The sequence below is a fragment of the Streptomyces sp. NPDC044719 genome, from assembly GCF_056433405.1.
In genome coordinates this window covers 586,356-608,687 of the sequence record NZ_JBWKHE010000004.1, presented here as the reverse complement: position 1 = coordinate 608,687, position 22,332 = coordinate 586,356, and the positions used below count along the sequence as shown (strand labels likewise).

Here is a 22,332-nt window from a genome sequence, read left to right as displayed (position 1 = left end):
ACGGCCCACACCTCACTCTACCCCCCCCCCCCCCCCCCCCCCACCACCCCCCCCCCCCCCCACCCCCCCCCCCCCCCCCCCTCCCCCACTGCCGTGTTCATCCCCTATGCTTCTACATGCTTGTAGAAAGTCAGTACACGCATGTGAAGGAGTGGACGCCACCATGGTGTTCAAACGACTGCTCGGCGCGATCGGCGTGGGCGGCCCCACCGTCGACACGGTCCTCGACCCGGCCCCCGTCCGGCCCGGCGGCACGCTCACCGGCCAGGTCCGACTCGTCGGCGGCAAAGCCGACTTCGGCATCGAGGGCATCACCCTGGAACTGGTGGCCCGGGTCGAGGCCGAGCACGAGGGCGGCGAGAGCGAAGGGGTCGTCGCGTTCGACCGCTTCACCGTCGGCGGCGGCTTCCGGCTCGCCGAGGGCGAGCAGCGCGGTGTGCCATTCAGCGTGACCTTGCCGTGGGAGACGCCGGCGACCCGGTTGCACGGGCAGAACCTGGGTGTCGTCCTCGGCGTGCGCACCGAGCTGTCGGTGGCGGGTGCGAAGGACAAGGGCGATCTGGACCCGCTGATCGTCGCGCCGCTGCCGGTGCAGGAAGCCGTGCTCGAAGCCCTGGGCGGGCTCGGGTTCGGTTTCAGGTCGGCCGACCTCGAGTACGGGCGCATCGGCGGTACCGGCCAGCAACTGCCGTTCTACCAGGAGATCGAGCTCGCCCCAGCGCCCCGGTACGCGCAGCAGGTCAACGAGATCGAGCTGACGTTCCTGGCGAACCCGGGCGGCATGGAGGTCGTGCTGGAGGCGGACAAGCGCGGCGGTTTCCTGTCGTCCGGCCACGACGCGCTCACCCGCTTCAACGTCTCCCACAGGGGCGTGGAGCAGCAGGACTGGCCCGCGATCGTCGACGGCTGGATCCAGCAACTCGTCGAACACCGGGCGTCGTACGGCTCCCCCGTCGGTTTCAGCTCCCCTACCGCGTTCGCCCCGGCCGGCCACGGGCACGACGGCCACCGCTCCGGTCCCGGCATGGGAACCGCTGTAGCCGCGGGCGCGGCCGGACTCGCCGCCGGGGTCGTCGGCGGCATGGTCGCCGGCGAAGTCGTCGACGAGGTCGGGGACTTCTTCGAGGGCGAGGAGGAAGAGGAGGGGTAGGGCCTGACTGAGGGAGGGAGGGCCGATCTGGCACCCTGGCAGGCTTGGCGCCCGGGCCGTGGTCGGCCCGGACCCGCGGGTCTCACAAGGGCGTTGCCGCGTGCAGGATGAGCACCATCGTCACGGCCGAGTTCGCGGACGACATCGCCGATACGGCCGTTCCCGCCGCCGCGCCCCAGGCCGCGAGTCCGACCGAGGTGAACACCGAGGGCCAGGTGCGGACGGCGGGGGCGGGGCCGAGCAGGGCCGCCACCCGGCGGGGGACCGGCCCGGGGGCGGCCAGTCCAGCGAGTGTGGGGGCCGGGGTGCCCCGGGAGACGAGGGCAGCGGTGCCGATCGCGCGCGCCACCGTGCGGCGGCTGCCGATCGTCCGGGCCGCCTCCTCGTCGGCCCACCGCTCGGCCGTATAGGCCACGGCCGTGCGCAGTGGCCGCAGGAACGGGTTGGCCCGGGCGGCGAGCTGCACGGCGAGCAGGAACCTGTCGTGCCGGGCGGCGAGGTGCGCCCGCTCATGGGCGAACAGGGCCCGGCGCTCGGCGGACCGCAGCTGGTCCAGCAGCCCGGTGGTCACCACGACACGCCCCACGCGCGGGCCACGGGCAGGAACACCGCCGCCCCGGCCTCCGGGCAGCGCGTACGCGTACGGCGCGGCGTCCGGCAGTACGGCCACCTCCGTGTCCGGCAGCCCTGCCAGTGCGCGATGGGCACGGCGGCGCACCCGGGCATGCCGCCACAGGGTCCGGCCCCAGGCGACGACCACCGCGCACAGTGCGGGAATCGCGGCCTTGCCGACGAACTCGTCGTACGGCACCGCCGCCCGCACCTCGGGGTCCGACCAGCCGTCGGGCAGCGGGTTGCCGGGGAGCTGGGCGGTGCCGACCACCATGACCAGGCCCAGGCACACGGTGCTGCACAGCGCCAGCACCGTCGCCATCGCGGTCAGCAGCCGGGTCGCGGTGCGCGGATGCAGATGCTGTTCGGCCAGACGCGCGACCGGCCACGCCGTGAGCGGCAGCACCAGTGGCATAAAGACGAAGACCCCCATGAGGCTTCAGTCTTCCTCCTCGCCATGGGCCTGATCCAGCAGGTCACGCAGCAGCCGTTCGTCGTCCGGACCGAGGCCGGTGAGGAAACTGGCCAGCACGGCCTCGCGGTCGCTCTCGGCGTCCAGCACCTTGCGCATCTTCCGCGCGGCCAGGCCCGCCTGGTCCGAGGCGGGCGTCCAGACGAAGGACCGGCCGACCCGCTCCCGGGTGACCGCGCCCTTGCCCAGCAGCCGGGTCAGGATCGTGATCACCGTCGTGTACGCGAGGTCACCACCGAGGCGTTCCTGCACCCAGCCGGCCGTCGCCGGACCGTCCGCCTCCCGCAGCGCCTCCAGCACCAGCGCCTCCAGCTCGCCCTGCCCCCGCCGGGGACGCTGCCGGGGATCCGTCACCGCCCTGCCTCCCTTCCACCGCCCTGCGTTGCCCGTGGGCACATCGTATAGATCCGCGGGAGCCCACCCCTTCACTTCTACAGTGATGTAGATTTCAGATGGGTTCGTGTCCCGGACCCGGAACGCACACGTCAAGAAGGAGTACCCCGTGGGCGTTTCCCTGTCCAAGGGCGGCAACGTCTCGCTCAGCAAGGAGGCCCCTGGCCTCACCGCCGTTCTGGTCGGCCTGGGCTGGGACGTCCGCACGACCACCGGCACGGACTACGACCTGGACGCCTCCGCCCTGCTCCTCGAGGCCTCCGGCAAGGTCCCCTCCGACCAGCATTTCGTCTTCTACAACAACCTGAAGAGCCCGGACGGCTCGGTCGAGCACACCGGTGACAACCTCACCGGCGAGGGCGAGGGCGACGACGAGACCGTCAAGGTGAACCTCGCCGCCGTGCCCGCCGAGATCGACAAGATCGTGTTCCCGGTGTCCATCCACGACGCCGAGAACCGCGGCCAGAGCTTCGGACAGGTCCGCAACGCGTTCATCCGGGTCGTCAACCAGGCCGGCGGTCAGGAGATCGCCCGCTACGACCTGTCCGAGGACGCCTCCACCGAGACGGCGATGGTCTTCGGCGAGCTCTACCGGCACGGCGAGGAATGGAAGTTCCGTGCCGTCGGCCAGGGATACGCCTCCGGCCTTGCCGGCATCGCCTCCGACTTCGGCGTCAGCGTCTGACACGGCCCGCCCGTACCGCCGGGCCCGGCGGCCGCATCAGCAACCGACCGGGAGACCACGTGGTCGAGTCGTCCCGCCTCCGCCCCGAGGATCGCGCGGATTTCGAAGCGGTACTGCACCTGGCGCTGACCACCGCGGACATCCGCGGTGGTCTCGGTGCCGACCCGACCGGCCGGACGGCCGCGCGCCTGCGCGCCCACGCGCTGGCCCGCGCCGACGACATCGCGGCGGCGGCCGGCGAGCCCTACCGCGCCTGTCTCGCCGTACGGCCGGCGGGCCCGGCACGAGGCGTCGTTCGAAGGGCGGGGCCCGCTCGGCACCGGCAGTCTGCTGCCCGCCCTCGCGGTGCTCACGCCCCACGTGGCGGCCACGTCCGCCGGGGTGCTGCTCCTGCTCGGCGGCCTCCTCCGAGTGGCCGATGCCCCGGGCCCGTTGCCCGGATCGTTCCTCGCGGCCGTCTGGACCCTGGCGCTCGTGGCGGCCGTGACCGGCCTTCTCGCCCTGGCCGCGCTGTCGCGCACGGCGCTGGGACGACGCGGAGCACCTACGGCCGGCCGTGTGGAGCACGCCCGGCCGGCCTGGCGGCAGGCGCTGCTCGACCTCGGCGTGCTGCCCCACCCGCGCGGGCGGCCGGCCCCGCGGCCCGAGGCGGCGATGACGCCGTGCTCCCCGCCCGATACGCTCGCGCCGTGCCCGGCCCGGGCGGGAAAGGACAGGACACCATGTTCGGACTGAGCGAGATCGCGATCATCCTCATCGTCGTCATAGCCGTGATCGGAGCGAAGAAGCTCCCCGAACTCGCCCGCTCGGCCGGCAAGTCGGCCCGCATCCTCAAGGCCGAGGCACGCGCCGCGAAGGACGAGGAGACCGGGCCGGGCACCGCGCCGCGGGTGCTCCAGGGCGAGGTCGTCCCTCCGGGCACCGGCACGACCCAGCCCGGCGCGCGGGCGACGGGCGCGCCGGACCACCCCTGATCGCGGACCACCTCTGATCCGTCCCGTGGATCCCTGTCCGTGAACCGTCCCGTGGCTACAGCGTGCGCTCCAGGCGGTCCGCCACCAGCTTGACGAACCGGGCGGGGTCCTTGGGCTGCCCGCCCTCGGCGAGCACCGCCAGCGTGTGCAGCAGCTCGGCGGACTCGACGAGGCCCGAGCGGTCCTCGCGCTCCTTGTACGCCTGGTTCAGGCCTTTCACCAGCGGATGTCCGGGGTTGAGCTCGAGGATCCGCTGGGCGCGCGGCACCTCCTGGCCCATCGCCCGGTACATGTTCTCCAGGGCCGGGGTCAGATCGTGCGCGTCCGAGACGACGCAGGCGGGAGAGACGGTGAGCCGCGCCGACAGGCGCACCTCCTTGATGTCCTCGCCCAGCTGCTCCCGCATCCAGCCGAGCAGCCCGGCGTGGTCCTCGGCCTGCTTCTCCCGCTCCTCGTCGGCCTTCTCGTCGCCCTGGGCGTCCAGGTCGATCTCGCCCTTGGCGACGGACCGCAGCCGCTTGCCCTCGTACTCGCCCACGGCGTCCACCCACACCTCGTCGACGGCGTCGGTGAGCAGCAGGACCTCGATGCCCTTGTCGCGGAACGCCTCCATGTGCGGGGAGTTCTCGATGCTCTGCCGGGACTCGCCGGTGAGGTAGTAGATGTCGTCCTGGCCGTCCTTCATCCGCTCCACGTACCGCGCCAGCGTGGTCGGTTCGTCGTCGGCGTGCGTGGTCGCGAACGAGGAGACGGCGAGGATGGCGTCGCGGTTCTCTGAGTCGGTGACCAGACCCTCCTTGAGGACGGTGCCGAACTCGCGCCAGAACGTGGCGTAGCGGTCGGCGTCCTTGGTCATGAACTCCTTGACCGTGGACAGGACCTTCTTGGTCAGCCGGCGCTGCATCATCCGGATGTGCCGGTCCTGCTGGAGGATCTCGCGGGAGACGTTGAGCGAGAGGTCCGCCGCGTCGACGACGCCCTTGACGAAGCGCAGGTACGGCGGCAGCAGCTCCTCGCAGTCGTCCATGATGAAGACGCGCTTCACATAGAGCTGGATGCCGCGCTTGAAGTCCCGCGTGAACAGGTCGTGCGGGGCGTGCGCGGGGACGAAGAGCAGAGCCTGGTACTCGAAGGTGCCCTCCGCCTGGAGCCGGATCGTCTCCAGCGGCTCGCGCCAGTCGTGGCTGATGTGCTTGTACAGCTCGTGGTACTCGTCGTCGGAGACCTCGTCGCGCGAGCGCGCCCACAGGGCCTTCATGGAGTTCAGCGTCTCGGGCTCGGGCGCGCTGTCGCCCTCGCCCGCCTCCGGGAGCATCCGGATCGGCCAGGTGATGAAGTCCGAGTACCGCTTGACGATGTCCTTGATCTGCCACGGCGAGGTGTAGTCGTGGAGCTGGTTCTCGGGGTCGGCCGGCTTGAGGTGGAGCGTGACGGACGTGCCCTGGGGCGCGTCGTCGACCTTCTCCAGCGTGTACGTGGCCTCACCGCGCGAGGACCATCGCGTGCCCTGGCTCTCGCCGGCGCGCCGCGTCACGAGCGTCACCTCGTCCGCGGCCATGAAGCCGGAGTAGAAGCCGACGCCGAACTGGCCGATGAGCCCTTCGGCCCCGGCCGCGTCCTTGGCCTCCTTCAGCTCCTGCAGAAACGTGGCGGTGCCCGAGTTGGCGATGGTGCCGATGAGCTGCCCGACCTCGTCGTACGACATCCCGATGCCGTTGTCCCGCACCGTGAGCGTGCGGGCCTCCTTGTCGACGTCGATCCGGATGTGCAGATCCGACACGTCGGCGTCGAGCGAGTCGTCCCGCAGCTTCTCCAGACGCAGCTTGTCGAGCGCGTCGGAAGCGTTGGAGACGAGTTCCCGCAGGAAGACATCCTTGTTCGAGTAGACCGAGTGGATCATCAGCTGGAGCAGCTGACGGGCCTCTACCTGGAACTCAAACGTTTCGGTCGTCATGGTTCGCGTATACCTCACAGGTCCCACAGTCGCCTGAAATCCTGGCAGCAACTGTAAAACACCAAGTCAGGCCGCGGACCCGGAAGTCAGACGAGGTGGGCGAAGACCACCAGGTTCTCGGTGTAGTCGCGGGCCTTGCGGTCGTAGGTACCCGCGCAGGTGATGAGCCGGACCTGGGCGTCAGCCGTGTCGCCGTAGACGCGCTCGCTGGGGAAGCCGTCCTTCTCGTAGGACTCCGCTCCGTCGACCACGAAGGTCGCCCGGCGGCCGTCGGCCCGCACCACCTGGAACCGGTCGCCCTTCCGCAGCTCACCGAGCCGGGCGAACACGGCCAGGGACGTGGCGGTGTCCACGTGCCCGGCGATGATCGCGGTGCCGGTCTCTCCGGGCGAGTGGCCCTTGGCGTACCAGCCGACGAGGTTGGTCTCGTCCGGCGGCGGGGGCGCGAGCTGACCCGAGCGGTCGATGGCGAGGCCGGTGAACGGTGCGTCGACCGCGATCTTGGGGATGAGGAGGCGGACCGGCCGGGACCGGGGCAGATGCGGGCGGGCCTTGGACGATCCGGACCGGTAGGGTCCCGCGGACGTGGACGGCGCGGCCGCCGATACGGCCGGCGGGGCGTGCGGGCCCGCGGCGTCGGACGACTCGTCTCCGCCACCGACCAGGCACAGGGTCAGGACCAGGGCGGCCACCGCCCAGAAGGCCGCCACGGCGGTGCGGAATCGCCGCTTCGACTTCTGCGGCTCGGGGCCTGCGTCGGCCGGGGTAGGGGGGCTGGCTGCCATCGGGGACCACCTCATTCGGGCACGGCAGCGCATCGGGCTGGGCAGCGGGCACGACACGCGGGGACGACGAGCCGGGCCGCCGCGACGCGAGGGGCACGTGCGGCGGCCACGGCGGCTATGTGGTCAGGCATCGGTCATGCCGCGCCCCGCGACGCCTTCTGGCGTCGCAGCGCGTACAGGCCGGTGCCGGCCACCGCGAGCACGGCGAGACCGCCGGCGGTGACAGCCGGCCCGGCCAGTGCGCCACCGCCGGTGTGGATGCCGCCGCGCGGCTTGTCGTGCTTGCCGTGCTCGTCGTGCCTGCCGTTCTCGTCGTGCTTCCCGTTCTCGTCGTGCCTGCCGTTCTCGTCGTGCTTGTCGTCCCAGTCCTTGTCGCGCTTGTCCCCGTAGGGGTCGTCGTGCTTGTCGCCCCAGGGGTCCTCGCCGCGCTCGTCGTGCCTGGGGTTGTCCCAGTCGTCGTCGGCGTTCACACCGGCCAGCGCTCCGCCACCCGTGTGTACCCCGCCGCGCGGCTTGTGGTGCTTGCCGTCTCTGTGGTGCTCCTTGCTGTAGGAAGTGTTGTCGTGGTCCCGGTCACCCATGGCCTCGGCACAGGCGGTGGGTGCGGCGATCGCGAGGGCCGCCGTGGCGGTTGCCGTCGCGAGCAGAATGCGGGCAGAGCGCATCGGTAGTCCTTCCGTCGCGGGCCGGGCAGCTGACGCCACGCCAGCTCAGGAGACCCGGCCTCGACGTGAACCACCGTCAGTCATGCCGGGCCGTCCCACCATCCAGGACGTTCACACGGGTTACGCCCGCACTCTGACGGCGGCATTCTCATGACCGTGGCCGACCCCGTTCCGGATGGGCCCGCCCCCCCCTCTCACGCCCGGCACGGCGGCCGCACCGCGCACCGAGGCGTCACCGCCTCCACGGGCCCTGTCGCCCCAGGCGGCTCGGGTCCGGGTCGACCAGCTGGGCCGACATGCCGACCACGACCAGCCCGGCCGCGATGAGCAGCCCCTGGGACAGGGCGATACCGGAGCCCAGGGCGGCCACGCCGAGTGCCAGTCCCCACCAGGCTCCGGTACGCCGGTACTCGCGGGGCCGGGCCGGGCGGCCGGATCGCAGGGCCCGGGCGAATCTGGGGTCCTCCCGCTCGAGTCGCGCTTCGAGGTCGACGAGACGTTCGTCTCCGGACTGGGGCACGGCTTCTCCTTCCCGGAACCCGACAGCGCTTCGAGGCAGGGCACGGCACGGCCGAGGCCATGGCAGGTCCTGGGGTGCCGGGGCACGTGGCGGTGCGGAGGGAGACAGCCCGCCGACGGGCGGCGCGGCCGGTCTCACCTGGGCTTCAGCTTCTCCCCCCTCCTGCGGCTTCCGCCATCAGGCCCCACCCTCATCCTTCCCGGTGCCCGCCCTGTACGAACGCCGTGCCGCAAGGCCGGTGTTCGCCCCGAGGATGGGTGGTGTCACGGATGGCGGCGGGGCAGGGCAGCGCACACGCTGGAGGGATGACGGAGGCGGACAGGTCGGTGGAGGCGGTACGCGGTGCCCTTGTTCTGGCGGATCTTCCTGCTGAACGCCCTGGTGCTGATCACGGCGACCGCGCTGCTGCTGGGGCCGGTGACCGTCTCCACGCCGGTGCTGCTCACCGAGGCCGCGGTGCTGGCGGTGGGGCCGGCCGCGATGCTCGTCGCCAATGCCCTGCTGCTGCGGGTCGGGCTCGCCCCGCTCCAGCGCCTGACGGGCGCCATGACGAACTCGGTCTGGCGAGTGCGCTGAGGTTTCTCGCCACCGACTTCGGCGGGCCCTGGCTGTCCGTACGGCACCGTCCGGACGCGGATCTGCCGCCGCTGGGCCCGGAGGCCGAGCTCGTCCTCTACCGGGTGGCGCAGGAGGGGCTCACCAATGTCGTCCGGCACGCGCATGCCCGGCACGCCGAGCTCGCCCTGCGGCACACAACCGCAGGCGTGCGGCCCCGCGTCCGTGACGACGGCCGCGGCACCGGTGACACGCCGGAGGGCGCCGGCATCCGCGGCATACGGGAACGTGCCCTGCTCGTCGGCGTCGACCTCAGCCTGGGCCCCGGCCCGGAGAAGGGCACCGAAGTACGCCTGACCGTCCCCGTGCCCGTACGTGATCCCGACCGGAACGGCCGACCATGACCAACTCCCCCACGCGCATCCTGCTCGCCGACGACCACGCCCTGGTGCGGCGGGGTGTCCGGCTGATCCTGGACGCCGAACCCGATCTCACCGTGGTCGCCGAGGCGGACGACGGGGCCGAGGCCGTCGCCCGGGCCCGCGAGCACCGGCCCGATCTGGCCGTCCTCGACATCGCCATGCCCCGGCTGACGGGGCTCCAGGCCGCCCGGGAGCTGTCCCGGACGTGTCCTGAGACGCGGATCCTCATCCTGACCATGTACGACAACGAGCAGTTCTTCTTCGAGGCGCTCGGTGCCGGTGCCTCGGGCTATGTGCTCAAGTCCGTCGCGGACCGCGACCTGGTCGAGGCGTGCCGGGCCACCATGCGGGGCGAGCCCTTCCTGTATCCCGGTGCCGTCGACGCGCTCGTCCGCGACTACCTCGAGCGCGTCGGGGAGGGCGGCGCACCGCCCTCCCGGGCCATCACCGACCGTGAGGAGGAGATCCTCAAGCTCGTCGCCGAGGGCCACACCTCGCAGCAGATCGCCGAGCTGCTGGTCATCAGCCCCAAGACGGTGGAGCGGCACCGTGCGAATCTGCTCCAGAAGCTCGGCCTGAAGGACCGTCTGGAGCTGACGCGTTACGCCATCCGTGTCGGGCTGATCGAGCCCTGAGACCGAGGCCCTGAGGTCACGGCGCCCAGCGCTCGGCCTCGGCGGGCTGGGGAGCGGGCGGAGCGGTGTCGGCCTGGGGCTTGGGCTCGATGCCGTACGTCGGGGCCGTGCGGCCCCGCAGGAGGTCCTGGGCGGACCGGAGCGCGCGGGCGAGCAGGGCGGAGCGTCCGGCGGCGATGGGCCCGAGGACCGCGAGGACGAGGACGTATCCGGCGATGAACGGGGCGAGGCGGTGGTCGAGTCCGGCGCTGGCGGCCATGGCGGCCAGGATCAGCGCGAACTCCCCGCGGGCCACGAGGGTGGTGGCGATCTCGGCGGCGGGCTCGGTGCCGTAGCCGTAGACGCGGGCGACGAGGAGTCCGGCGATGATGTTCATGACGACGGTCAGCGCGGCGGCCGCGGCGACCGGGCCGACGACGGACAGGATGTCGCCGGGGTCGATGGACAGACCGAAGGCGAAGAAGAAGATCGCCGCGAAGGCGTCGCGCAGCGGGTGCACCAGTTCCCTGATGCGCGGTCCGGAGGGCGTGCCGGCCAGGATCAGGCCGACCATGAACGCGCCGATGGCGTCCGCGACTCCGAGGGTCTCGGAGACTCCCGCGACCAGGACGGCCGCGCCCAGGAAGCTGATGACGAGCAGTTCGTTGTCGCGGGTCGCGATGAGCCGCCCGACCAGTTTGGTTCCGTAGCGTGCCGCTGCGGCCAGCACCAGGAGGAAACCGAAGGCCTTGGCGCCCTGAAGGACCATGTCCCCGAGGCCTTGGGCGCCGCTGATGACCGGCTGGAGCGCGGCGAGGTACAGCGCGAGGAAGATGTCCTCGACGACGATGACGCCCAGGATGAGGCGGGTCTCCGGGCGGCCGATGCGGCCGAGGTCGATGAGGATCTTGGTGACGATGGCGGACGAGGAGATCCCGAGGACACCGGCGAGTACCAGTGCCTCCCGGACACCCCAGCCCAGGGCGAACCCGAAGGCCAGCCCCGCGCCGACGTTGAGCAGCAGATAGATTCCGCCCGCGGTCAGCAGCCGCCGGCCGCCGCTCTTGAGGTCGTCGAGGTGGAACTCAAGGCCCAGGTAGAACAGCAGCAGCACCAGTCCGAGCGCGGAGAGCATCTCGAAGTCGTGTGCGTCCTCGACGATGACCAGGCCCGGGGTGTGCGGGCCGAGCAGGATGCCCGCGAGCATGAACAGCGGAATCGTCGGGAGTCCGATCCTGCCGCCGAGGCGGGCGAGGAAGGCGGCGGCCAGGAAGGCACCGCCCATGGCGAGGAGGCTGTCAGCGTGTCCCACGGGTCACCGCCTTCGTGGGAGCGCGGTAGGCGGATCGTTTCACCGTGCGGGGATGGATAGGGGCTCCTCCTTCGAAGGGGGCTTTGAACGGGCAGCGTCGCCGCGTCTCGGCGCATACGAGGCCGCGGCCATGACAACCGGCACGAAAGCCTCGGCGACGCTGCCAGCCTCACACGCACACCGGTGGCGTCACCATCGGTGCCCGCACCCATCTCCGGGCGGGGACGACACCCATCTCCCCGTCAAACGCCCCGGTGCTCGATGCCCAGCAGGCTCGCCGCCGCCCGGAAGTCGGCCGCGTGATGGCCGACGGCGAGGGACCAGTGGTGGCCGACGCCGGTGGCGCTCCAGGCGTCCACCCATTCGCCCGGATCGCGGCCGAAGTCGACGCGGCTGGTGGTGTTCCCGATCTCCAGCAGCGGTCCGGGGACGACGGTGCCCTCGGAGGTGACGAAGGACAGGCTGCCATCGGCGTCCTGGCCGAGACCGAGCAGGGTGACGGGCCCGTGCCGGACGTCGAACTCGACGCTCACGCCCCAGCCGCGCTTGCCGTGGTAGACGCCGAGTCCGCGCAAGAGGGGGTCGCGGGCGCTGACGGCGAGGTGGGCGGGTCCGTCGTGGCCCATCTCCACGACGCCGTCCTCGAAGTCGAGGGCCTGGATCTCGGTGAAGGAGCCTCCGGCGCCGACGCTCTGGGAGGCGAGTTGGGCGACGCTGGTGCGCAGTTCGTACTCGCCGGCCGCCGGCACGCCCCGGGCGGTGAGCAGGGAGGCGCCCAGGATCATGCCGGCGCCGAGCCGCTCGTGCAGTTCGCCGTCGAGGCCGCGATGGTAGTAGGCGAGGGAGTCGAGCCCGAAGTCCTCGACCAGGCGGTCCAGTGCGACCGACACGGTCGCGCCCCAGGCGAAGTCCTCGTCCACCACGCTGTCGTCGAGGGTGAAGACCTGCCGGGCGAGCGCCATGCGCTCCTTCGTCTCCGCCTCGGTCACGCGCTCCACCCGGTGCCGCAGGTCGTCGAACTCCAGCACCTCCACGTGCGAGCCGAACGTCGTGGCCAGCAGCGTCGGATCGGTCTGCACGTCGAGCATGCCGGGGTACACATGCCCCATCAGGCCGTGCCGGGCGTGCCGGAGCGCGGCGCGGATGTGCGCGGCCCGGATCCACTGCTCGATACGCCGCCAGGCGGACTCCTGACGCAGCCATCCCGAGACCGACCGGAAGGGGATGCCGGCCCGCCGGAAGACGTTGCCCACCTCGGGGACGGAGCACTGGGCGCAGTAGGCCAGCCAGTCCCCCGTGTCGAAGGTCGCGTGGTCCATCCTCTCGGTCGGCTGGAGGTCGATGACCAGGACGGGCGTGTGCGAGCGCCGCGCGATCGGCAGCACCATCGACGACGTCAGATACGTCGTCAGGAACAGCACGATCAGATCGCAGTCGGCCCGGCGCAGCATTTCGGCGGCCTCGGCGCCCTCCTGGGCGTCGGAGACGAATCCGGCGTCGGTCACCTCCGCGTCCATCCCCCGGAACCGCTCGGCGACATAGGCGGCCGACTCCTTGAGTTGGGGGAGGAGCCCGGGGAACTGCGGCCAGTAGGTGCCCAGTCCGCCGGCGACCAGTCCGATCCGGGTGCGGCGCCGGGTGACCGGCGGGAGCAGGTCGTGCAGGGCGGCGGTCCCTGCGGCCGTGCGGTCCGCGGTCGTTGCCATGGTCGGTGCTCCTTGTCAGGGTCTGCTGCGGCTCAGGTGCTGGGAACGCGCAGGTCCGTGTCGTCGCGCACCGCACCGGAGGAACGCGGCACCAGGACGCGGATGATGAACACGCCCGCGAAAGCCGCCACCGTCATGCACGCGGTGATCGTCCAGAGCAGGACCGCCGGGCTGTGGTCGGCCAGGGCGGGCGTGAAGAACGCGGCGACCGCGAAGACCCCGCGCGACAGGGCGTAGGTCAGGCCCTGGGTGGTGCCGCGGGTGTCCGCGGGCAGGGTGAGCTGCGACCACACCTTGTAGTTGGCCTCGCCGGCGAAGGGGTTGGAGAGCTGGTAGAGGACGAAGAAGACGAGCATGCCGACGAGTGCGCCCGCGGTCAGGGACGCGATGACGAAGGCGAGGATCTGCACCACCGCGGCGACGTGGAACAGCCGGTCACGCCAGGGGGTGTCCGCGAAGCGCACGAAGGCGAAGGTCAGCAGCACCCCGATCGGGATGGCGGCCAGGTTGATTCCGGTGGCCAGGCTCTGTGACGCGTCGCTGACGGTGACCAGCAGATACGTGCCGAACTGACCGAAGGTGTTGGCCCCGAGGCCCCAGGTGACATAGAAGACCAACGTCGCGGTCATCGGCAGCAGGGCTGCGCGCGTCCAGATGTTCTTCAGGGAGGCACTGTGCGGTACGGCATCCGTCTCGGTCTCTGACGGCTCGTCGGGCAGTTTCAGACGGGAGCGGTAGGCCCAGGTGACGAGCGCGGCGATGGCCAGTTGCCCGGTGATGAGCCGGGCCCCGGTCATGCCCGTGGTGGACAGGACGAAGCCGAGGAAGATGGCGACGGCGATGCCCAGCATCCACATGACCTGGGTGAAGGCGACGAGCCTCCCCCGGGCCCAGGAGGGGGCGGCGTCCGAGACCACGGCCAGGGACGTCGGCAGGTCGGCGCCGGCCGCGAGCCCCGCGATGAGGACGCCGATCAGCAGTGTGATGTCGTCCGGGGCCAGTGTGATGACGATCGCGCCGAGGGCGAAGCAGAAGATGTCCCAGTTGTAGACGCGGCGGCGGCCGAAGAGGTCGGCGAGGCGTCCGCCGACCAGGGACCCGACGGCGATGCAGCCGGTGACGATCGCGCTGATCGCACCGGCCATCCACACGCCCATGTCGTAACTGTCGCGGTAGATGGCCAGGTTGACGGAGATGCTGACGATCAGCCCGGCATCGAGATAGGAGGCCATGCCCGACAGGGCGGCGGCCTTCCAGAGCTGTTTCGGGATGGGGCGGGTACCGGCCATGATGCGACTCCGTCGTCTGGTGACATCGCGGTTCCGGGGGGCCTGGTCGCAGTGAATATAGGGCGAGAAAAACGTTGCAACAAGATGTCGGGGGCAGATGTGTGACGTGGCGTCGGCATCGTCGCCACCATGCGCGGTTATGGCGTCACCGTGCCAGGTCCCCTACGGTGAAGGTGGCCTAAAAACGTTTCAGGGGAAGGACCGTGTCCGTGCTCTCCCCCGCGCTCCAGCGCCTGTTCGACGACCCGCCCCGCGACTTCGGCCCCACTCCCCTGTGGTGGTGGTCGGGCGCGAAGGTCACCCGCGAGCGCCTCGCCTGGCAGTTGCGGGCGTTCGTGCAGGGCGGTGTCCACAATCTCGTCGTGATCAACCTGGCCCCGGCCGGCCCGACGTTCGGTGCCCGGACCGACGATCCGGCGTGGTTCGGCGAGGAGTGGTGGGCACGTTTCACCGACGCCTGCGAGATCGCCGCGGATCTGGGCACGCGCCTGTGGTTCTACGACCAGATCGGGTTCTCCGGCGCCAATGTCCAGGGCGGTGTGACACGGCGTCATCCCGAGGCGGCCGGTCGCGCGCTGCGCTGTCATGACGTCACCGTCGCCCGGGGCGCGGTCGCCGTCAGTGCTGCCGAGACCCCGCTGGCCGCGTACACCCGGCAGGGCCGGCGCCTCGATCTGGCCGCGGGCGGCCCGGGCCCCGTGGGCGTCGCCGCCGCCGACGGAACCGAGGTGCGGCTCGTCACCACCGTCCCCACGGCGTTCGACTACCTCGACCCGCACGCCGTGGGCCTGTTGATGGACACCGTCCACCACGAGTACGACCGCCGTGTGCCCGAGTACCTGGGCACCGTCATCGCGGGCAGCTTCCAGGACGAACTGCCGGGCACGAACGCGTGGAGCCACCGCTTCGCCGACGAGTTCCGCGCCCGGCGCGGCTACGACCTGCTCGACCACCTGCCTGCCCTGTTCGGGACGGACGCCACCGTGCCTGAGGGAGAGATCCGCGCCGACTACTACGCGGTCCGCGCGGAGCTCACCGAGGAGGCCCTGTTCCGGCCGCTCGCCGACTGGCACCGCGAGCGCGGTCTGCTGCTCGGCAGCGACCAGAGCCACCCGGCCCGCGCGGGCCACCCGGCGCAGTCGACGCAGATCTACACCGACTACTTCCGGACCCACCGCTGGTACAGCGCCGCCGGCAGCGACCACCACGGTGACGCCAAGGTGCACTCCTCCATGGCCCACCTCTACGGCCACGAGCGGGTGTGGATCGAGGCGTTCCACTCCTCCGGCTGGGGCGGCACGCTGGAGGACACCTACCACTGGCTGCTGCCGTTCCTGCGCAGCGGCGCCAATCTGTACAATCCGCACGCCAGTTACTTCGGCACGGCGGGCGGCTGGTTCGAGTGGGCACCGCCGTCCACCGACTGGCGCCAGCCCTACTGGAAGCAGTACCCGGCGTTCTCCCGTGCCGTGGCCCGGATCTGCTCGATCATGTCCTGGGGCGGCTACGCGGCCGACGTGGCGGTCCTGCACCCGACCGCCACCATGCAGGCGCTCCTCCCGCTGGACGCGCCCATCCAGCACTTCGGCGACGGCCGGCTGGGCGACGGCCACGCCGACGCCGACGAGACACAGCGCCACTACCTGGACCTGTGCGGCACGAACAACTGGCTCGCCCCGCACGTCGGCAGCCTGGACCGGCACCGGATCTCCTTCGACGTCGTCGACGACGACTCGGTCCAGCGCGCCAAGGCCACCGACGGCGCCCTGCGCGTCAGGGACCTGGCGTACACGGCAGTGCTGCTGCCCTCGGCGAGTGTGCTGGAGGAGGAGACGGCGCGGCGGCTGGCCGAACTGCTCGACGTGGGTGGGCGGGTCGTGGTCGTGGGGCGTCCGCCCGGTACGGCCGCGGGCCGGTCCGGTGACGACGCGGTGGTGCGGGCCCTGCTTGCCCATCCACGGCTGGAGCGGGCACGCGACCCGGAGGCCGGTGCGGCGGCGGTGGCGGACGCGGCCGGGTACGCGACCGGTGAGGTGCCGCTGCTCGTCAGGAGGCAGGGGAACGAGGCGGTGGCGCTGGTCACGGCGGCCTTCCCGGAGATCGGCGCGCATCCGCTGCGGGCCGGCGCCTCCCCGTCGGGACTCGGCAGCGGCATGTCGTCCGTCACCGTGCGGGCCGAGGTCGCCGAGGCGGAGGTGTGGAACCCGGCGACCGGCTCCCGCCGTCCCGCGCGCGTCACCCTCTCCGACTCCGCCGACGGCACCGTCTCGACCATCGCGGTGCCGCTGGACGGCGCCCCCGCCGCCCTGGTCGTGTGGCGTGAAGGCCGCCCGGCACCGACGCCGCGGGAACAGGAGCCGCCCGAGGGGGTGCTCGACCTCTCGGCCGGCTGGCACGGCCGCCTGGTCCCCACCCTGGACAACACCTGGGGCGATCTGGCGCTGCCCCCGGGCACGTCCGTCGACGAGCCGCAGCTCTGGACCATGGAGTGGACCGAGGGCGGGGGGTGGGAGCGGGCCAGGGTCACGTACGGCAACCGGGTCCGTGTCCTGCCCCCGGTGCCCGTCGGCCAGGTGCCCGAGCCGCTGGACGCCGCACGCGCCGAACGCGTCCTGGCGGGCGAGCTGCCCCTCGTACCGCCGGACGCGGGCTGGGACGTCGCCGTGTACTCACCCAGCCGGGGCGTCCCGGACCCGGGCGGGCTGCTGGGCCTGAAGGGGCTGGTGAACGAGGAGTTCGTCCGGGTGCCCGTGCCGGTCGGCGCGACGGCCGCCCGGGTCCGGACGATCGTGGAGACCGACCACCGGGGGCCCGCCGAACTGCACGTCGGCACGGAGGCCCGCAAGCGGGTGTGGTGGAACGGCGAGCTGCTGGACCCCGACGGCGCCGGGTACCTGGCGTCCGCCCGGATCACGGTGGCCCGCGCCCGGAACGTGCTCGAGTACGAACTGTCCGACGCCCAGAGCCGTCCCTCGACGATCTCGGCCGCGGACGGCACCCCGCTGGGCAGCTTCTTCTGCCTCTCCGCCCCGGGCGGGCTCGGCCCCCGCCCGCGGTTCATGCGCCCGCCGGACGGTGTGCGGCCGGACGGCGGGGTGACGTACCGCGCGCGGCTGCGTGTCCCGGGCGAGGGTGCGCGGGCGGTCCTCGTGGTGGGTGCCGCCTCGGCGGTCACCGTGCTGCTCGACGGGGACGTCGTGGCGCGGCAGGAAAAGGTGGAGTACTACGAGGCCGACTGGGGCGCCGTACCGCAGTTCTTCCGCCACGAACCGGCGCTCGGGGCGGGCGAGCACACCCTGGAGGTCGTGTCCGACGGTGCCGGCGCCCGGGACGCGGTGTTCGTCGACCTGGTGGTGCGGTCCGGAGCCGAGGTGACGGCCCTGGTCAGCGGCGCCGGCTGGGAGGCCGGGACGGGCGGGTGGCGGGGGCGGACCGTCGAGGACGAGCGCAGGCGGGGCGAGCTGCGGCACTGCCACGCGGCGGTACGGCCGCATCCGCTGCCGGACACCGGGTGGCTCACCGGCCGGCCGGTGCTGGCCGGCACCGTATGGCCGTCACGGTCCACGGACGACGTGCACGCGGCCCCGCAGCGCTTCCGGTTCACCGTGCCGGCGGGCACGGTGTCGCTCGGTCTGCCGCTGGCGCTTCCCGCGAGTGTGCGGGTCGGCGACGGGCCGGAATCGCCCCTGGACGGTACTCGGCTGACGCTGCGCCAACCACTGTCGGCGCCCACGCCGGTCGAGGTGGTCACCGAGCCGACGGCGGTTCTGCGGGGCGGCTCGGCCTGGCGGGGGCCGGTGCGCGTGCGGACCGTACCGGCGCCGCTGCCGCTCGGCGACTGGCGTGAGCTGGGGCTGGGCAGTTGGAGCGGCGGAGTGACGTACGCGCGTGCGCTTCGGGTACCGCCGGGGCCCGATCCCGTGCTGGATCTCGGGCGGGTCCGGGGCAGTGTGGAGGTGTCGGTCGACGGGGAGTTCGCCGGTGAGGCCTTCTGCGCGCCGTACCGCTTCCCGTTGCGCGGTACCGCCGGTCGGACCGTCCGGGTGGAGGTGACGGTCCGGGGCACGCTGGCGCCGTATCTCGCGGAGGCCACACCGACCGCTTGGGCGTTCGACTCCCAGTTGTCGTCGGGGCTGCTGGGGCCCGTGACGCTGAGGGTGCCCTGCGAGGTCTAGTTTCCGGAGAGCGGCCGGGTGGAGTCGCGCAGGATGAGCCCGGGGGCGAAGACGCGGGTCTCGTGGAGGTGGTCCGTGCGGGCCTCGATCTCGTCGAGCAGCATCTCCACGGCCGCCCGGCCGAGGTCCTCGACCGGCTGCCGGACCGTCGTCAGGGCCGTCGCCCCGAAGCTCGCGACGTCGAGGTCGCCGTAGCCGACCACCTGCACGTCCTCCGGGACGCGCACGCCCCGCTCGGTCAGTCCCCGGCACAGGCCGGCCGCGAGGAAGTCGTTGGTGCAGAAGACCCCGTCGGGCAGCCGCTCGAGTTCGCGCGCGATCTGCGTGCCGTACGCGACGGTCATCCGCTCTGCGACGACCTGGTCCAGCCGTGCCTCGCGCCGGCTGCGGACGGCCTGCCGGGCGCCCTGGTAGCGGTCGGCGCACTGGCGTATGCCGCGTTCGCCGTTGACCACGAGGATGTCGCGCGCCCCGCTGTCGAGGAGGTGCTGTACGGCGATGCGGCCCCCCGCGATGTCGTCGACAGAGGCCGAGCAGCCCTCCCGGTCGGGCATCGCACGGTCGGCAAGGACCAGCGGGATGCCCCGCTCGCGCAGCCGGGCAAGACGCCCCGGGTCGGCGCTGAGCGGCACGACGACCACGCCGACGGCCCGCTGCTCGACGAGCATGCTGAAGTAGCCCTGCTCTCGCTCCGGGGCGTCGCCGCTGTGGCAGAGGACGAGGGAGTAGCCGTGGTCGTAGGCCGCGTCGGCCGCGCCGCGTGCGATGCGCGCGTAGAAGGAGTTGGTCACGTCGGGCAGCACGAGCCCGATGGCGGAGGAGTGTCCGGTGCGCAGGCCCGCCGCTCCCGGGTGGGGGACGTAGTCGAGTTCGGCGACCGCGACGCGGACGCGCTCGGCGGTCCGTGCGGTGACACGCTCGGGCCGGTTGAGCACGTTCGACACCGTGGACACCGAGACGCCGGCGGCGGCCGCGACGTCCTGGATGCGGGCGGGGCGTGCCGGAATGGCGTCCACCCCCTCGCTGTTGCGGCCGTGCGACCAGGCACGACGGCGGCCTCCATGAGCGCCGCAAGTATAACGTGACCGGGCGTGGAACGTTTTTCCCGCCCGGTCTCCGTTGTCTCCGAATCGGTTCCGAGTCAGGCCTCGGATCAGGCGGAGGGCGCCCCGGTGAGGACGTCCACCCGGCCGGTGTCGAGCGAGTAGTAGGCGCTGACGACGGCCAGGTCGCCCTTCTTCACCATCGGTGCGAGGTCCTTGTTGGAACGCAGGTCGGCGGCGGTCTGCTTGATGTGGATGCGGGTCATGGCGTCGACCGGGTCGGCGTGCTCGCCCTTGGCTGTCTCCGCGTACGCCGGCTCGAGGGCGTCGGCGATCGACTGGAGGTTGCCGGGCAGTTCCTTGCCGTCACGCAGCGCCTCGTACGCCGCCTTGACGGCACCGCAGCGCTGGTGGCCGAGGACCACGATGAGCGGGGTGCCCGACGTCATCGGACCGTACTCCACGGAACCGACGACGACCGGTCCCACGACCTGTCCGCCGGTGCGCATCACGAAGAGGTCGCCGAGCCCGGTGTCGAAGAGCAGCTCCGGCGGGACCCGGGAGTCGATGCACGACAGGATCACGCCGTAGGGCTTCTGCTCCTCGGCGACGAACTCGCGCCGCTTCGGGTCGCGGTCGGGGTGCTGGAGCGTGCCGTCCACCCAGCGCTTGTTGCCGTCCATCAGCCGCGCGAACGCCGCCCAGGGTGAGTCCGGCCGGGCGGCGGCCGCGGGCGAGGGAGAAGGGCTCGCGGCCGCTGCCGCCCCCGTGGTCGTGTCGTCCGTCTTCGACGAACAGGCGGTGAGCAGAGCCGCGGTGGTGGCAGCCAGCCCTCCGGTGAGTATGGCCCTGCGCTGTGGTGCTCCGGCGGTACCCATGTAGCCGTCCCCTGTGATCGCCGCTCCCCTGGTGGGAGCCGGTGATGCCACTGTCGCGGGAGGCCGGTTAGCGCCCGTACAGCACCGATGCAGCGCAGGGCAAGGGATGATCCAAAACGCGGAGCGCACGCAGGGCCGGACCCTCGGTGATCAGGCCGGGAACTCCCGCTTCAGCCAGTCGCCGTCCAGACGGATGTGTTTGATGGTGCGCCGGTGGTGGGTGTAGGCGATGTGGAGGGTGCCGTCCGGTGTCTGGGCGAGCGAGGGGTAGGACAGCTCGCGGTTGAGGCCGTCGCGGGAGTTGTTGGTCAGGCAGTGGCCGTCGCCGGTCTCGAGGTCGTGGCGCAGTGGCCAGGTGCGTCCGGCGTCCGGGGAGAGGGCCAGGGAGAGCGGGGCGCGGGGGGCGCCCCAGAACGCGTCGCCCGTGGGGGCGGTGGCCGAGGGTGCCGAAGGTGTCCCCGCCACTCCCCCGTCGTCGATCTCGTCGTACAGCGAGACCCTGCGGGCGACCGCGTCGGCCGCGCTGCTGTGGTTGTAGACCAGGGCAGGCCTGCCGTCGGCCAGCACGGTGTACTGGATCGAGGAGTTGTTGTTCGGCAGGTCCAGGGCGCGTGGTTCGCTCCAGGTCTCGCCGCCGTCCGACGACACGCTGCTGTGCACGGCGTCCGCGCGACGGCTGCGGAAGAGTGCCAGCAGTGAACCGTCGGGCAGCGGGCGGATGTTCATGTGGACCAGGCCGGTGCTGCCCGGGACGGGGCGCTCGCGCCAGGTGCGTCCGCCGTCGTCGCTGATCATGACGGAGCTGGTGTCCCGGTCGCCCGACCAGGAGGTGCCGGGGGTGGCGACACAACGGAAGACCGGGAGCAACAACCGCTCACCGGGCAGCACTTGTACGACCGGTTGACGTACGAACACCCCGCCCTGCTCGGTGGCCGGGAACAGGACACGGGGCGGGCCCCAGGTGGCGCCCTCGTCATGGCTGACGCGCAGCCGGACCTCGGCCGTGTCCTGGTGGCCGGCGCGCTGCGCGGTGTGCAGCAGCCAGAGCTCGCCCGAGGGAGCGGGGAACAGGAGCGGGTTCTGTTCGGAGCGGGTGTCGTCGGCGGAGAGCCGCACGGGGAGGGACCAGGTGTCGGCGCCCTGGGCGAGGCGGGAGAACCACACCGAGATGTCGGCGACCCCTTCCTGGGTGCCCCCGAACCAGACACAGGCCAGGTCGCCGCTGGGCAGGACGGTGAGGTTGGCGGCGTGGTTCTGCACCGCGGGGGCGGCCAGGTGGGTCTCGGCACGGCCCGGCCGGCCGGGGTGGGGGCGCAGGGTGCCGTCGGAGGTGGTCATCGGGCCCCGCCCGCCTGACGTGCGGCGGTCAGATGACCGGCGGCCGCCTGTTGCAGGTGGATGAGGTCGCAGGCCACGGTGGCGAAGGTGTAGCCCTGGGCCAGGCGGCGGGCGGCGCTCGCGCCGTCGGGGTTGTGGATGCCGGCGGCGATGCCGGCCGCCTCGGCCGCCTTGCTGATGCGGGCCAGGGCCTGCTCGAACTCTTCCTGCAGGGAGGGGTCGGTGGAGGTGGCTCCGCCGAGGGCGAGACGCAGGTCGGAGGGGCCGACGTAGATGCCGTCGAGGCCGTCGGTGGCGCAGATCTCCTCGACGTTGGCGAGGCCGTCGGCGGTTTCGATCATGGCGAGGACGGCGGTCTGGGCGTGGGTGTCGGCGGGGTCGGGGCCGATGCGGAGCTGGGCGCGCATGGGTCCGTAGGAGCGGCGGCCCAGCGGTGGGTAGCGGACGGCGGCGACGGCGTCGGCGGCGTCCCGGGCGTTGTCGATCAGCGGGACGATGACCGCGGTCGCGCCGGCGTCCAGCGCCTTGCCGATGTACGTGAGGTCGTTGGCCTCGACGCGCACCATGCCGACGGCGGTGCTGCCCTTGGTGTCGGTGGCCAGGAGGTTGTTGAGCATGCCCTGGTAGCCGAAGAGGCCGTGCTGGGCGTCGAAGGCGAGGTAGTCGTAGCCGAGGCGGGCCAGGCGCTCGGCCGCGACGGGTGAGTCGAGCAGGGACCAGTAGCCGATGAGCTGCTCGCGGGCCCGCAGGGCGGTGGTGAACTCGGCTGGGGTGCGGCCGGTTGCCATGG

Annotated in this window: 19 protein-coding genes and 1 pseudogene; 7 read left to right on the top strand and 13 right to left on the bottom strand. The window is 72.2% G+C overall.

The window, feature by feature from the left end:
• The first annotated feature begins 163 nt into the window (after positions 1-163).
• Entirely contained in the window at positions 164-1,150 is a 987-nt protein-coding gene (locus AC07DF_RS18785; RefSeq protein ID WP_478972014.1) for a sporulation protein, read from the top strand.
• Positions 1,151-1,232: 82 nt separating this feature from the next.
• Here AC07DF_RS18785 and AC07DF_RS18780 read toward each other — a convergent pair whose 3' ends face one another.
• Together AC07DF_RS18780 and AC07DF_RS18775 are read right to left on the bottom strand one after the other, a co-directional pair.
• The gene (locus tag AC07DF_RS18780; protein WP_478972012.1) at positions 1,233-2,195 is read right to left on the bottom strand and encodes a M56 family metallopeptidase; all 963 of its coding nucleotides are present in this window, start codon (positions 2,193-2,195) and stop codon (positions 1,233-1,235) included.
• Positions 2,196-2,201: 6 nt separating this feature from the next.
• Entirely contained in the window at positions 2,202-2,588 is a 387-nt protein-coding gene (locus tag AC07DF_RS18775; RefSeq protein ID WP_478972010.1) for a BlaI/MecI/CopY family transcriptional regulator, read from the bottom strand.
• A gap of 148 nt (positions 2,589-2,736) precedes the next feature.
• Between AC07DF_RS18775 and AC07DF_RS18770 the strand changes: the two genes are divergently transcribed.
• The 3 genes from AC07DF_RS18770 to AC07DF_RS18760 all read left to right on the top strand — a co-directional run bounded on the left by AC07DF_RS18770 (position 2,737) and on the right by AC07DF_RS18760 (position 4,286).
• Positions 2,737-3,312, top strand: a complete 576-nt coding sequence (locus AC07DF_RS18770; RefSeq protein ID WP_478972008.1) for a TerD family protein — start codon at positions 2,737-2,739, stop codon at positions 3,310-3,312.
• A 156-nt stretch (positions 3,313-3,468) separates the two neighbouring features.
• Positions 3,469-4,047, top strand: coding sequence for a hypothetical protein (locus AC07DF_RS18765; protein ID WP_478972006.1), 579 nt, complete (start codon positions 3,469-3,471; stop codon positions 4,045-4,047).
• A complete protein-coding gene (locus AC07DF_RS18760) occupies positions 4,035-4,286 on the top strand; it encodes a twin-arginine translocase TatA/TatE family subunit (RefSeq protein ID WP_478972005.1) in 252 nt (83 codons plus the stop codon). The genes AC07DF_RS18765 and AC07DF_RS18760 overlap by 13 nt, the downstream gene beginning before the upstream one ends.
• 55 nt (positions 4,287-4,341) lie before the next feature.
• Here AC07DF_RS18760 and htpG read toward each other — a convergent pair whose 3' ends face one another.
• The 4 genes from htpG to AC07DF_RS18740 form a co-directional block, all read right to left on the bottom strand.
• Positions 4,342-6,240, bottom strand: coding sequence for a molecular chaperone HtpG (htpG, locus tag AC07DF_RS18755; RefSeq protein WP_478972004.1), 1,899 nt, complete (start codon positions 6,238-6,240; stop codon positions 4,342-4,344).
• Between the two features lie 86 nt (positions 6,241-6,326).
• On the bottom strand, positions 6,327-7,025 hold the full coding sequence (locus tag AC07DF_RS18750; RefSeq protein WP_478972002.1) for a class F sortase: 699 nt from the start codon (positions 7,023-7,025) through the stop codon (positions 6,327-6,329).
• 134 nt (positions 7,026-7,159) lie between these two features.
• Positions 7,160-7,690 (bottom strand): hypothetical protein, encoded by a 531-nt coding sequence (locus AC07DF_RS18745; RefSeq protein ID WP_478972000.1) that lies wholly within the window; start codon positions 7,688-7,690, stop codon positions 7,160-7,162.
• 232 nt (positions 7,691-7,922) lie between these two features.
• Positions 7,923-8,210: a DUF3040 domain-containing protein gene (locus tag AC07DF_RS18740; RefSeq protein WP_478971998.1), complete on the bottom strand. Its 288-nt coding sequence runs from the start codon at positions 8,208-8,210 to the stop codon at positions 7,923-7,925.
• 342 nt (positions 8,211-8,552) lie between these two features.
• On the opposite strand from AC07DF_RS18740, the pseudogene AC07DF_RS18735 reads away from it, so the two are divergent.
• Positions 8,553-9,169, top strand: a pseudogene (locus tag AC07DF_RS18735) (sensor histidine kinase).
• On the top strand, positions 9,166-9,822 hold the full coding sequence (locus AC07DF_RS18730; protein ID WP_478971997.1) for a response regulator: 657 nt from the start codon (positions 9,166-9,168) through the stop codon (positions 9,820-9,822). Before AC07DF_RS18735 ends, AC07DF_RS18730 begins: the two are co-directional and overlap by 4 nt.
• A gap of 16 nt (positions 9,823-9,838) precedes the next feature.
• On the opposite strand, the gene AC07DF_RS18725 is transcribed toward AC07DF_RS18730, so the two are convergent.
• The 3 genes from AC07DF_RS18725 to AC07DF_RS18715 all read right to left on the bottom strand — a co-directional run bounded on the left by AC07DF_RS18725 (position 9,839) and on the right by AC07DF_RS18715 (position 14,108).
• Positions 9,839-11,113: a cation:proton antiporter gene (locus tag AC07DF_RS18725; protein ID WP_478971995.1), complete on the bottom strand. Its 1,275-nt coding sequence runs from the start codon at positions 11,111-11,113 to the stop codon at positions 9,839-9,841.
• A gap of 242 nt (positions 11,114-11,355) precedes the next feature.
• Positions 11,356-12,819, bottom strand: coding sequence for an arabinose isomerase (locus AC07DF_RS18720; RefSeq protein ID WP_478971993.1), 1,464 nt, complete (start codon positions 12,817-12,819; stop codon positions 11,356-11,358).
• 32 nt (positions 12,820-12,851) lie between these two features.
• Positions 12,852-14,108 carry an MFS transporter gene (locus tag AC07DF_RS18715; RefSeq protein ID WP_478971991.1) on the bottom strand — a complete coding sequence of 419 codons (1,257 nt, stop codon included), beginning with the start codon at positions 14,106-14,108 and terminating at the stop codon, positions 12,852-12,854.
• A gap of 209 nt (positions 14,109-14,317) precedes the next feature.
• On the opposite strand from AC07DF_RS18715, the gene AC07DF_RS18710 reads away from it, so the two are divergent.
• Positions 14,318-18,283 (top strand): glycosyl hydrolase, encoded by a 3,966-nt coding sequence (locus AC07DF_RS18710; RefSeq protein WP_478972732.1) that lies wholly within the window; start codon positions 14,318-14,320, stop codon positions 18,281-18,283.
• Here the strand turns inward: AC07DF_RS18710 and AC07DF_RS18705 are convergent.
• The 4 genes from AC07DF_RS18705 to AC07DF_RS18690 form a co-directional block, all read right to left on the bottom strand.
• Positions 18,280-19,299: a LacI family DNA-binding transcriptional regulator gene (locus AC07DF_RS18705; protein ID WP_478971989.1), complete on the bottom strand. Its 1,020-nt coding sequence runs from the start codon at positions 19,297-19,299 to the stop codon at positions 18,280-18,282. The genes AC07DF_RS18710 and AC07DF_RS18705 overlap by 4 nt on opposite strands.
• 137 nt (positions 19,300-19,436) lie before the next feature.
• The gene (locus tag AC07DF_RS18700) at positions 19,437-20,204 is read right to left on the bottom strand and encodes a carbonic anhydrase (protein WP_478971987.1); all 768 of its coding nucleotides are present in this window, start codon (positions 20,202-20,204) and stop codon (positions 19,437-19,439) included.
• A 150-nt stretch (positions 20,205-20,354) separates the two neighbouring features.
• On the bottom strand, positions 20,355-21,542 hold the full coding sequence (locus AC07DF_RS18695) for a sialidase family protein (RefSeq protein WP_478971985.1): 1,188 nt from the start codon (positions 21,540-21,542) through the stop codon (positions 20,355-20,357).
• Positions 21,539-22,330 carry an HpcH/HpaI aldolase family protein gene (locus AC07DF_RS18690; protein WP_478971983.1) on the bottom strand — a complete coding sequence of 264 codons (792 nt, stop codon included), beginning with the start codon at positions 22,328-22,330 and terminating at the stop codon, positions 21,539-21,541. The genes AC07DF_RS18695 and AC07DF_RS18690 overlap by 4 nt, the downstream gene beginning before the upstream one ends.
• Positions 22,331-22,332: the final 2 nt, after the last annotated feature.